The following is an 11,180-nucleotide window of genomic DNA, read 5'->3' as shown; positions in this document are numbered from 1 at the left end:
CGTCGTCACGTCGGGCTTTCGGGCACGGCGGCGGTGCGGGCAGCCCGCCAGGCGGCCAGGCGCCGCGCCAGCGCCGGGTCCGCGGTGGCGAGGATCGCGGCGGCGAGCAGCCCGGCATTCGTCGCGCCCGCCTTGCCGATCGCCAGCGTGCCGACCGGGATGCCGGCCGGCATCTGCACGATCGAGAGCAGGCTGTCCTGGCCCTTCAGCGCATGGCTCTCCACCGGCACGCCGAGCACCGGCAGCGCGGTGAGGGAGGCGGTCATGCCGGGCAGGTGCGCCGCGCCGCCGGCGCCGGCGATGATCACCTTCAGGCCGCGGCCCTCGGCGGCCCTGGCGTAATCGTACATGCGCTGCGGCGTGCGATGGGCGGAGACCACGCGGCATTCGTGCGGCACGCCGAGCTCGGCCAGGATGTCGGCGGCATGGCGCATCGTCTCCCAGTCGGAGGTGCTGCCCATGATCACGCCCACCAGGGGCGCCGTCTCGGTCATGTCGGGGCGGGTCTCACGCGATGATGTCGGGGACGAGCCGGCTTTCCAGCCAGGCGATCTCGTCCTTCAGCTTCAGCTTGCGCTTCTTGAGCCGCTGTAGCTGCAGCGGGTCGGCCCCGGATTCCCCGAGCCGCGCGATGACGGTGTCGAGGTCGCGGTGCTCGCTGCGCAGCTCGTGCAGGCGGCGGAGGAGACTGTCGCGGTCGGCCAGCATGCGCCCCGGTTCTTCCGTGTCGTTCCGGCGACCCGGACCTCGCCCGCAGGCGGAACGGGACCGGGGGCGGGCCAAAGAAATCCTGGACCCTGCCGCGCAGGGGCATAACATGGGGCGCGTGGGGGCAGAAGTGACGGATCGCGGGTAGGAGGCGGGCCTTCGCGGCCGCCGGCACGCCACTCCGGGTGCCGCCCGAGCCTATCCCGCCCCGTCGCGGCCCCTGCGGACAACGGACAGGGATGACTGCGCATGCCAGAGCTGCCCCGCCTCCGAGCCCTCGAAGAGCGCCACGCCGCGCTGGAAGCCCGGATCGCCGAGGAGGACAACCGGCCACGGCCCGATCCGGACCAGCTGAATCGAATGAAGCGCGAGAAGCTTCGACTGAAGGAGGAAATGGAGCGGCTGAAGGCTCCGCGCCTGCACTGAAGCTGGCGGGCCGGGAACGGGGTTCCCGGCCCTTTCTGTGTCCGGCCCAGGCGGCACCCGCCGCCGGGCCATCCCTCAGGCCGCGTCGTCCGCGGCGATCGGGGTGGTGTTGGTCGCGCCGGTGCGCGCATTCGCCGCGGCCACCGCCTCGTTCAGCGCGGTCTGCGTGCAGAGGCCGAGCGTCACCGGGTCGCGCGGCTTGATGTTGGCGGTGTTGGGGTGCGTCTTGTCGCGCACCTTCTGGATGGTCTCCTTGGTGGTCGCCAGCAGCTTGACGATCTGCGGGTCCGACAGCTGCGGGAAGTTGCGCAGCAGCCAGGCGATGGCGTCCGGGCGCTCGTTGCGCTTGGCCACGGGGATGTAGCGCGCGCCCTTGCCGCGCGGCTTCGGCAGCGGGATCGAGCTTTCCAGCAGCGACAGCCGGGCGGAGGGATCGGCCTCGGCGGCGACGATCTGCTCGCGGGTCAGCTGGCCGTTCGCGATGGGGTCGTAGCCGACGATTCCCTGCGCGACCTCCCCATCCGCGATGGCCTGCACCTCGAGCGGGTGCATCCCGACGAAATCGGCGATCTGCTCGAAGGAAAGCGACGTCTTGTCGATCAGCCACACGGCGGTGGCCTTCGGCATCAGGGGGGTCTTCATGGTCTGGCCTTCGGCATGCTCAGGACATGGCTGGGACGCGGGCGAGCCAGGACGCCCGCCGAGGCGCCCGCGCCTCGTCTGGGATGGGATATAAGGACCGTGTCGGGCGCGGTCAAAGCCCAAGGATGCGAGAGGGATAGCAGATGGAGGAGCCTGCCGGGCCGCGGCCCGTGAACCGCTTCCAGCCGCCGGTGATCGACCGCTGGGGGGTGGAGGACCTGCGCAACTACATCGCCGAGCTGCGCGAGGAGATCGCCCGGGCCGAGCGCGAGATCGCCAAGCGGGAGGCGAGCAAGGCGGCGGCGGACCTGTTCTTCAAGCGACCGGGGTAGGGCGACTGGCGGCTGATCGCGTCCGATCCACGGTCTGGAAGGCCGGTCGCGCCCCCACCCCGACCCTCCCCCGCCCGGCGGGGGAGGGGGGCCGGGCCCCGCACGAAAAAGGCCGGCGGATCGCTCCGCCGGCCCCGGTCATGTCACGCGGGCTGCGCTTAGGCCGCCTGAGCCGGGCGCGCCTCGCCATTCGCCTCGATGGCGCGCGGGCGGCTGCCCTGGATGGCGATGCGGCGGGGCTTCAGCGCCTCCGGCACCTCGCGGCGCAGGCTGACATGCAGCAGGCCGTTCTCGAGCTGCGCGCCCTCGACCACGATGTGGTCGGCCAGCACGAAGCGACGCTCGAAGGCGCGGCCGGCGATGCCGCGATACAGCACGCGGCTCTCATCCGCGGGCTGCGGCGCCTTGCCGGCGATGGTCAGCGTGTTCTCGTGCACGGTCAGCTCGATGTCGTTCGGGCCGAAGCCGGCCACCGCCATGGTCAGCACGTAGCTGTCATCGGCGGTCTTCTCGATGTTGTAGGGCGGGTAGGAAGGCCCCTCGGAGGCGGCGCGGGCCGTCTCGACCAGGCGGGCCATGCGGTCGAAGCCGATGGCGGCGCGCAGCAGCGGGGATACGTCGAAGGCATTCATGTCGTGAGCTCCTCGATCAGCAAGCTCGGTTGTCCTGCGGACCAGGTTCCGTGGGCCCCCGAGGGCGACCCGTCCCGTCCGCGCCGGAAGCCCCGATCGGGCGCCACCGGCTGCCAGGAGTTGGAATGCCGCCGCCCGCCGTTCAAGACCCCCGAACGGCAGGCGGCGCGCCCCCCGGGAGGAGGGCGCGCCGCCTTGGCCGTCGCGTCTTGGAGCGAAGGAGGGGTCAGCCCTTCTTCACGCCGATGCCCGCGAACTTCTTGTTGAACTTCGCGATCTGGCCGCCGGTGTCCACCACGCGCTGCTGGCCGGTCCAGGCCGGGTGGGACTTCGGGTCGATGTCGAGCCGCAGCGTGTCGCCCGGGTTGCCGTAGCAGGACCGCGTCTTGAACGCGGTGCCATCCGTCATGATGACGTTGATCTCGTGGTACTCGGGGTGGGTGTCGGGCTTCATCGCGGCGCTCACGCAGAATGGGCCCGCCGACGGCGACCGGCAGGCACGGGAAGCGGGCGTATAGGGGAGGGCGCGCCGGGGCGCAACCGCGCCCGTGCGCCTGCGCGCAACCGCGCCCGTGCGCCTCAGGGCAGCCACGCGAGCCGCGTCCTTGTCCCGGCCGCCGCGCCGGCCCAGTCTTCGTCCATGCCGCACGATGCATGTTCCTGCGGGACCGAAACGGTCTTCACCGGACAGGATCCCGCCTTCCGCCGGGCGCTGTGGATCGTCATCGCCATCAATGCCGGGATGTTCGTGGCGGAGTTCGTCGGCGGCGCGCTGGCCGGATCGCTCGCGCTGCAGGCGGACAGCCTGGATTTTGCGATGGATGCCGCGACCTACGGCCTGTCGCTCGCGGTGATCGGCCTGGCGCCGGCGACGCGGGCGCGCGCGGCGCTGTTCAAGGCGGCGAGCCTCGGGCTGATCGCCGCCTGGGTGCTGGCGGCGGCGCTGTGGCGCGCCTTCGTGGAGGGCCGGCCGGAGCCGATCACCATGGGCGCGATCGCGATCGCCGCGGCGGCGGCGAACCTGGCGGCGGTCGGCCTGCTGTGGCGCTGGCGCGAGGGCGACGCGAATGTCCGCTCGGTCTGGCTGTGCAGCCGCAACGACGCGCTGGGCAACCTGATGGTGGTGGCCGCCGCGGTCGGCGTCTTCGGCACCGGCACGCGCTGGCCGGACCTGATCGTGGCGGCGGCCATGGCGGGGCTGTTCCTCAATACCAGCTGGGGCACGGCGCGGCGCGCGCTGGTCGAGCTGCGGGAGCAGCGCGCGCCGCATCCGGCGCATGGCTGAGGATGCGGCGCGCAGGACGGCAACGCCCCGCGCGAATTGACCCTGCCCGGGGCGGGCCCTAGCGTCCGCGCCCCTTGCCTTGGGGAGTCTGCGCGTGAACCAGGCCGTGTCGCCGCTCAACATCCTCTCGATCCAGTCCTGGGTCAGCTACGGCCATGTGGGCAATGCCTCCGCCGTCTTCCCGCTGCAGCGGCTGGGGGCGGAGGTCTGGGCGGTGAACACGGTGCAGTTCTCCAACCACACGGGCTACGGCGCCTGGCGCGGCAGCGTCTTCGGCGCGGAGCTGATCCACGAGCTGGTGGAGGGCATCGCCGAGCGCGGCGCGCTGCCGCGCTGCGATGCGGTGCTGTCGGGCTACATGGGCGCAGCCGAGATCGGCGAGGCGATCCTGGCTGCGGCAGGCCGCGTGAAGGCGGCGAACGCGGCGGCGATGTATTGCTGCGACCCGGTGATCGGCGATGTCGGCCGGGGCGTCTTCGTGCGTCCCGGCATTCCCGAATTCATGCGCGACCGCGCTGTGCCGGCGGCCGAGATCGTCACGCCGAACCAGTTCGAGCTGGAATGGCTGACCGGAACCACGGTGGCCTCGCTGGCCGATGCGAAGGCGGCGGTCGCCGCGCTGCAGGCGCGCGGGCCGCGCTGTGTGCTGGTGACATCGCTGCGCACCGAGGACACGCCGGAGGGCGCGATCGAACTGCTGGCGGGGGAGGGCGGCGAGTTCTGGCGCCTGCGCACGCCGCTGCTGCCGCTGTCGGTCAACGGCGCCGGCGATGCGATCGCCGCGCTGTTCCTGTTCCACCGCCTGCGCTGGGGCGAGGCGCGCGTGGCGCTCTCCGCGGCCGCGTCGAGCATCTACGGGCTGCTGCGCCGGACGGCGGAGGCGAAGAGCCGCGAGATCCTGCTGGTCGCGGCGCAGGAGGAGTTCGTCACGCCGAGCCGCGTCTTCCGCGCCGAGGCCTGCTGAGCGCCCCGCCCGTCCGACGATCCCGTCAGACGAGAAGGAGGTCCGACTGGGCCAGCGCGGTCCGGTTGACCACGTGGCCGATCATCTCGTCCGTGTTCTCGTAGCTGCCGCTGCGGTTGGTGTCGGCGAAGATCCCGACGCCGTTGAAGCCGTCGCGGAAGAAGGTGCGGAAGACGTAGCCGAAGTCATCCGAGACCTGGATGCGGTCGCCGGCCTCGAAATCCATGATGCGGGCGTAGTCCACCATGCCGGCATGCAGGTCCCGGCCGTCGTTGTAGAAGGCGCCGCGCGCATCGCCGAGGACGAACACGTCGTTGCCCGTGCCGCCCGCCAGCACGTCGATGGTGAGCCGCCCGATGGCGGTGGTCGCATCGGCCGGGACGCCGCTGATCGTGTCGTTGCCGGCGCCGCCGGTGAGCGTATCGGCCCCGCCGGTGCCGGTGATCGATAGGCCGGCCGGCTGCGGCGGGGGTGTCGGCGTCGGGTCCGGGCTGGGCGAGGCGGGCGACGTGGTCCCGGTGGGCGCGGGCTCGGTCACGACCGGCTCCGGCTCCTGCACGACGACGGTCGGGGGCGGTGCGCCCAGCCGCATGAGGGCGTCGACGTCGAGGCGCCCGCCGGTGACGGTCTTTCCGGCGAGGCTGTCGGTGGGGATTGCGGAGGCGAGGAGGGCGGAGCGGATTTCGGCGGCGGAGGCGTTGGGGTTGTAGGCGGCGTAGAGGGCGACGGCGCCGGTGACGTGGGGCGCGGCCATGGAGGTGCCGCTCATGGCGCCGTAGCCGCCGTTGGAAAGGGTGGAGACGATGCCGTCGCCCGGGGCGGCGAGGTCGACGGAGACGTCGCCGAAGTTGGAGAACCAGGCGAGGCCGCCCGAGCTGTTGAGGGCGGCGACCGAGATCACCGCGTCGTATCCGGCGGCGTTGGTGGTGGTGTAGGCGGCGGGGTAGCGGGGCGCGACGTCGGTGTCGGCGGCGCTGTTGCCGGCGGAGGCGACGGTGAGGATGTTGGCCTGTGCGGCGCGGGTGATGGCGCCCTGCAGGGCGGAGCTGTAGGTGGTGGTGCCCCAGGAGTTGTTGGTTGCGACGAAGTCCTGGCCGGTCTGCACGCGGCTCTGGGCGGTGAAGTAGTCGAGGGCGAGGCTGGCGCGGGAGGTGGAGCCGGCGCCGTCGGCGCCGGAGAACTTCAGGGCGACCATCTGGATGGCCCAGTTGACGCCGACGACGCCGGTGCCGTTGCCGCCGACGGCGCCGATGGTGCCGGCGACATGGGTGCCGTGGCCGTTGTCGTCCCAGGGGTCGTTGTCGCCGTTGAAGAAGTCCCAGCCGATGAGGTCGTCGAGGCGGCCGTTGGCGTCCTCGTCGAGGCCGTTCTCCCAGCGGCTGTCGTTCAGCAGGTCGCCGGCGTCGATATAGCCGTTGCGGTTGATGTCGGAGACGAAGCCGGCATTGGCGGTGGCGTTGAGGTCGCGGAAGGTGATCAGGCGGTCGCCGTCGGTGTCGGCGAGGCTGGCGCGGAAGGCGGTGGGGATCTCGCGTTGGTTCAGCCAGATGTTCAGGTAGAGATCGGCATGGGTGTAGTTGATGCCGGTGTCGACGACGCCGACGACGACCTTGGTGGAGCCGGTGAAGCCGGCCTGCCAGGCCTCGCCGGCCTGGCTGCCGAAGGCGTTGGCGATGGCGGTGCGGTCGCCATACATCCCCCAGAGCGAGCCCGAGGTGTAGGACCCGTCGTTGGACAGCGCGTCGGCCGCCGTCGCGCCGCCCTCGGCCGCACCAGCCTCGCCGCCCGCCGCCGCGCCAGCCTCGCCCGACACCAGGAACACAGCCTCACCCAGCATCGGCAGCACGGGGGATGGCGCGGCACCTGCGCCGGGCCCGACCTCGACGGCGGCCAGCATCGGGCCGGGCAGGTCATGAGCCGGGGCATCGGACGGCGCCGCCGGCACCACGGCGGTGCCGTGGCCCTGGTCGCCGGCGTGCCAGGCATCCTCCGTTTCTTCGCCCCACCGGTCGCTCGGGAAAGCCCTGTGGGTCCAGGAATTTGCAGGCTGACGCATCGGCTTCGGACCCTCACCGAGATGGCTGGTCCCGGGACCGCGCAGGAAAACTGATCAAGACCTGGCGGCCGGGCCGGGGGCGTCCCGACAATAGAGATCGAGAAGCTCGCGTCAAATCTGCGCGATTACTTCTAACGAAATCTTCCAAATCCTACAAAACATGACAAAGGCGGCTTTTGCAGGCGTGGCGCGCCGCCCTGGCGCGTCCGCTCAACCGTTGCGCCGCAGCGGCGACGGGGCGTCGCGCCGGACGTGGCGGCGGCCCTGCCCCATGCGCGGTGTCCGCGCGCGGGACGAGGCCGCCACACCCGGCACGAGGCCCGTCGTCTCAGGCGAAGAGAATGTCGGAGGAGGCGATCGCGCTGACGCCGACCAGATGTCCGATCAGGTCATCCGTGCCGGTGTCCACGCGGCCGTTGCGGTTGTGGTCGACATAGACCCCGAGGCCGCTGTTGCCGCCGATCGAGAGCGTCTGGAAGGCGAAGGCCGGCGCCTTGGCGAGCTGCAGCTTGTCGCCCGAGGTGAAGTCGAGGATGCGCGCGTAGTCGCCGTTGCCGTTGCGGGCATTGCCGGCGAGGTAGAAGGCGCCGCGCGCATCGCCGAGCACGAAGAGGTCGGCGCCGCCGGCGCCCGCCAGCACGTCGATCTGGCCGCGGCCCGGATTGCTGCCGCTGGCCGGCACGCCGCAGATCGTGTCGTTGCCGGCGCCGCCGGTGATGGTGTCGTTGCCGCTGGTGCCGAACAGGCGGAGGTTGCTCGGCGCCGGGGCCGGCGCGGGTTCCGTGGTCGGGGTGGAGGTGGTCGGCGTGGAGGTGGTGGGCGCGGGTTCCGTCGTCGGGGTGGAGGTCGTCGTCGAGGTCAGCCGCATGAGGGCGTCGACGTCGAGGCGCCCGCCGGTGACGGTCTTTCCGGCGAGGCTGTCGGTGGGGATTGCGGAGGCGAGGAGGGCGGAGCGGATTTCGGCGGCGGAGGCGTTGGGGTTGTAGGCGGCGTAGAGGGCGACGGCGCCGGTGACGTGGGGCGCGGCCATGGAGGTGCCGCTCATGGCGCCGTAGCCGCCGTTGGAGAGGGTGGAGACGATGCCGTCGCCCGGGGCGGCGAGATCGACGGAGACGTCGCCGAAGTTGGAGAACCAGGCGAGGCCGCCCGAGCTGTTGAGGGCGGCGACCGAGATCACCGCGTCGTATCCGGCGGCGTTGGTGGTGGTGTAGGCGGCGGGGTAGCGCGGGGCGACGTCGGTGTCGGCGGCGCTGTTGCCGGCGGAGGCGACGGTGAGGATGCCGGCCTGTGCGGCGCGGTCGATGGCGCCCTGGAGGGCGGAGCTGTAGGTGGTGGTGCCCCAGGAGTTGTTGGTGGCGACGAAGTCCTGGCCGGTCTGCGCGCGGCTCTGGGCGGTGAAGTAGTCGAGGGCGAGGCTGGCGCGGGAGGTGGAGCCGGCGCCGTCGGCGCCGGAGAACTTCAGGGCGACCATCTGGACGGCCCAGTTGACGCCGACGACGCCGGTGCCGTTGCCGCCGACGGCGCCGATGGTGCCGGCGACATGGGTGCCGTGGCCGTTGTCGTCCCAGGGGTCGTTGTCGCCGTTGAAGAAGTCCCAGCCGATGAGGTCGTCGAGGCGGCCATTGGCGTCCTCGTCGAGGCCGTTCTCCCAGCGGCTGTCGTTCAGCAGGTCGCCGGCGTCGATATAGCCGTTGCGGTTGATGTCGGAGACGAAGCCGGCATTGGCGGTGGCGTTGAGGTCGCGGAAGGTGATCAGGCGGTCGCCGTCGGTGTCGGCGAGGCTGGCGCGGAAGGCGGTGGGGATCTCGCGCTGGTTCAGCCAGATGTTCAGGTAGAGATCGGCATGGGTGTAGTTGATGCCGGTGTCGACGACGCCGACGACGACCTTGGTGGAGCCGGTGAAGCCGGCCTGCCAGGCCTCGCCGGCCTGGCTGCCGAAGGCGTTGGCGATGGCGGTGCGGTCGCCATACATCCCCCAGAGCGAGCCCGAGGTGTAGGAGCCGTCGTTGGACAGCGCATCGGCCGCCGTCGCGCCGCCCTCGGCCGCACCAGCCTCGCCGCCCGCCGCCTCGCCAGCCTCGCTTGACACCAGGAACACAGCCTCACCCAGCATCGGCAGCACGGGGGAGACCTCGATGGCCGGGCTGGCCAGGGCTGCCGTGTCGAACCGGACGCCGATCGTGCCCAGCGCCTCGGATGGCAGGTCGGCCGCCGCGTCCGTGCCGGAGCGGACGACGATGTCGCCCGCCAGGCTGCCGGGCTCGCCGGCGCGCGTGCTGGGCAGGGTGGAGGATGCGGCCTGCTCGGCGGACCAATCGACTTCGTCGGCGTCGACGGCCTGTCCGTTCCAGGTCTTCGCCGTCGTCCTCGCCTCGTTCCGCAGCAGCGACATCGGCCGATCCTTCTCCGTGACAACCGCTCGTCCCCCCACGGACGGACGGCCTGACCTGCCTTCGAAATTTAGGGTCTGGCCGTTAACAAGCGATTGTCAGTTGACACGAGGATCGCGTTCTCGCTGCGGACTATTCTGGCGTCAATCCTTAAGGGGTTGCTGAAAACACAAGTATTCAAATCCGTCCACCGGATGTGGCAGCCTGCATTTGTCGCCATGTGTCGCTTAGGTTTCGGTCTGGCAGCCAGACTGCGCGACAATGCAAGGATCTGTATTTTCCGGCGCGCGCGAACAACCTTCGGAGGCGCCCTTTTGGACGCATGGCAACCCCTGGGACATGAGGGAAAGGCGGGGCGTCGCGGTCGACGCAGGCGTGGACGACATCACACGCGGGGGACCCTCCCGCGCCGCCCGGCACGCCTGTCGCGGGTCCAGGCGGACGATGCGGGCGGGCAGATCAGGAAGGTGGGTTGTGGCCGGCGATCACTCTCGCCGAATGAGATCCGCCAGCCCGACCAGTCCGAGCAGTTGGCCGTCCGCGCCGCAGACCGGCAGGTGGCGGAGGTCGCGCCGCTGCATGAGTTCCATCGCCATCTCGGGCGAGGTCTCCGGACAGACGGTGGCGGGCTCGCGGTCCATCACCTCCTCCACGGCCAGGCCGCGCAGGCCCAGCGCGCGGCTGGCGACGACGCGCACGATGTCATGCTCGCTGACGAGGCCGACCAGGCGACCCGCGCGGTCCTGCACCGGCACAGCCCCGATGCGCCGCCGCGCGATCAGGCGCGCCGCTTCCGCGGCGGGCGATTCGGGCGTGACGAAGCAGTCGGGCACGTGGGTGGAGTCGAGCGCGTGAGTCAGGCTCATTGGGGGCGACCTCCCTGAAACAGGAATTGCTTCGCGCTCCCCAACGCGGGTCAGATATCAGCACGGCTCCGACTCTTGCAACCTTCCTGTCATCGCAATCCGTGACGAATGTGAAGTACTGCGATGCAGCACGCCGGCGGCATCACGGTCGAGGCTGTCAGGCCCCAGCCGTGCGGCTTCCAGCCGGTGCGACCGGTCCGCGGATCTCCATGGCGTCGAGCGCGCGCCGCACCGTGCCGTCGGCCTTCGCGGATTCGATGAAGGCGGTCGCCCAGGCATGCGCGAGCGGCCGGCCGCGCGGCACCGCGACCGCCGTGCCGAGGGCGTGGAAATGGCCATCGAGGATGCGCGCGCCGGGCAGGCGCGGCAGCAGGCTATCGAGCGATTCGCGACCGAGCGCGATGGCATCCAGCTCGCCTGCCGCCAGCCGCTGCATCACCTCGTCGAGGCCCGTGCTGGCGACGAAGGTGGCGCGCGGATGGGCACGCTGCGCGGCGCGGATGGTGGTGGTGCCCGCGACGCCGCCGATGCGCACGCCCTCGCGGTTCGCATCCTCCACCCGCTGCAGCGTGCTGCCGGCGGGCACGAGGTAGGTGCTGACCGAGAGGTAGTAGTCCGGCCCGAAGGCGACGCGCGCCGCGCGCTCCGCATCCACCGGCATGAAGGCCAGGTCCCAGCCGGGCGGCATGGCGGCGCCGGCATCGGTCACCGCGCCGGAGGACGGGTAGATCACCAGCTCCAGCGGCACGCCGAGCCGGCGCGCCGCCTCCTCGGCCAGGGCGACGGTCACGCCGCGCGGCGATCCGTCCGGCTGGCGCAGCGCCCAGAAGGCGGAGGCGGCGGGGCCGACGCCGATGCCGACGCGCAGCCGGCCGGTCG

General features: G+C 71.6%; 13 protein-coding genes. 4 read left to right on the top strand and 9 right to left on the bottom strand.

Annotation, left to right across the window (positions count from 1 at the left end; genetic code table 11):
* Window positions 1-5 precede the first annotated feature (5 nt).
* Both purE and OZN99_RS16635 read right to left on the bottom strand, forming a co-directional pair.
* Window positions 6-494: a 5-(carboxyamino)imidazole ribonucleotide mutase gene (purE, locus tag OZN99_RS16640; protein ID WP_270936383.1), complete on the bottom strand. Its 489-nt coding sequence runs from the start codon at window positions 492-494 to the stop codon at window positions 6-8.
* Between the two features lie 13 nt (window positions 495-507).
* Window positions 508-708, bottom strand: coding sequence for a YdcH family protein (locus tag OZN99_RS16635; RefSeq protein ID WP_270936382.1), 201 nt, complete (start codon window positions 706-708; stop codon window positions 508-510).
* A 249-nt stretch (window positions 709-957) separates the two neighbouring features.
* Between OZN99_RS16635 and OZN99_RS16630 the strand changes: the two genes are divergently transcribed.
* Window positions 958-1,134, top strand: a complete 177-nt coding sequence (locus tag OZN99_RS16630; RefSeq protein ID WP_270936381.1) for a YdcH family protein — start codon at window positions 958-960, stop codon at window positions 1,132-1,134.
* 75 nt (window positions 1,135-1,209) lie between these two features.
* On the opposite strand, the gene OZN99_RS16625 is transcribed toward OZN99_RS16630, so the two are convergent.
* Complete coding sequence (locus tag OZN99_RS16625) at window positions 1,210-1,776, bottom strand: DUF1013 domain-containing protein (RefSeq protein WP_270936380.1); 567 nt, start codon at window positions 1,774-1,776, stop codon at window positions 1,210-1,212.
* 143 nt (window positions 1,777-1,919) lie between these two features.
* Between OZN99_RS16625 and OZN99_RS16620 the strand changes: the two genes are divergently transcribed.
* Entirely contained in the window at window positions 1,920-2,108 is a 189-nt protein-coding gene (locus tag OZN99_RS16620; RefSeq protein WP_270936379.1) for a DUF1192 domain-containing protein, read from the top strand.
* A gap of 158 nt (window positions 2,109-2,266) precedes the next feature.
* Here OZN99_RS16620 and OZN99_RS16615 read toward each other — a convergent pair whose 3' ends face one another.
* Together OZN99_RS16615 and rpmE are read right to left on the bottom strand one after the other, a co-directional pair.
* Entirely contained in the window at window positions 2,267-2,740 is a 474-nt protein-coding gene (locus OZN99_RS16615) for an Hsp20 family protein (RefSeq protein WP_270936378.1), read from the bottom strand.
* Between the two features lie 226 nt (window positions 2,741-2,966).
* Window positions 2,967-3,194 (bottom strand): 50S ribosomal protein L31, encoded by a 228-nt coding sequence (rpmE, locus tag OZN99_RS16610; protein WP_270936377.1) that lies wholly within the window; start codon window positions 3,192-3,194, stop codon window positions 2,967-2,969.
* Between the two features lie 186 nt (window positions 3,195-3,380).
* Between rpmE and OZN99_RS16605 the strand changes: the two genes are divergently transcribed.
* Window positions 3,381-4,025, top strand: a complete 645-nt coding sequence (locus OZN99_RS16605; RefSeq protein WP_270936376.1) for a cation transporter — start codon at window positions 3,381-3,383, stop codon at window positions 4,023-4,025.
* 94 nt (window positions 4,026-4,119) lie between these two features.
* The gene (pdxY, locus tag OZN99_RS16600) at window positions 4,120-4,989 is read left to right on the top strand and encodes a pyridoxal kinase PdxY (RefSeq protein ID WP_270936375.1); all 870 of its coding nucleotides are present in this window, start codon (window positions 4,120-4,122) and stop codon (window positions 4,987-4,989) included.
* A gap of 25 nt (window positions 4,990-5,014) precedes the next feature.
* Here pdxY and OZN99_RS16595 read toward each other — a convergent pair whose 3' ends face one another.
* The 4 genes from OZN99_RS16595 to OZN99_RS16580 form a co-directional block, all read right to left on the bottom strand.
* Window positions 5,015-7,045: a S8 family serine peptidase gene (locus tag OZN99_RS16595; RefSeq protein ID WP_270936374.1), complete on the bottom strand. Its 2,031-nt coding sequence runs from the start codon at window positions 7,043-7,045 to the stop codon at window positions 5,015-5,017.
* Window positions 7,046-7,373: 328 nt separating this feature from the next.
* Window positions 7,374-9,437: a S8 family peptidase gene (locus OZN99_RS16590; protein ID WP_270936373.1), complete on the bottom strand. Its 2,064-nt coding sequence runs from the start codon at window positions 9,435-9,437 to the stop codon at window positions 7,374-7,376.
* Window positions 9,438-9,920: 483 nt separating this feature from the next.
* A complete protein-coding gene (locus OZN99_RS16585; protein ID WP_270936372.1) occupies window positions 9,921-10,301 on the bottom strand; it encodes a CBS domain-containing protein in 381 nt (126 codons plus the stop codon).
* 157 nt (window positions 10,302-10,458) lie between these two features.
* Window positions 10,459-11,180, bottom strand: a 722-nt coding sequence (locus tag OZN99_RS16580) for a transporter substrate-binding domain-containing protein (RefSeq protein WP_270936371.1), incomplete at its 5' end; no start/stop codon positions are given.

The sequence above is a fragment of the Falsiroseomonas oryzae genome (assembly GCF_027856955.1).
GTDB lineage: Bacteria > Pseudomonadota > Alphaproteobacteria > Acetobacterales > Acetobacteraceae > Falsiroseomonas > Falsiroseomonas oryzae.
The sequence above is the reverse complement of the archived record's forward strand: the minus strand, read 5'-3'. Positions and strand labels throughout refer to the sequence as shown.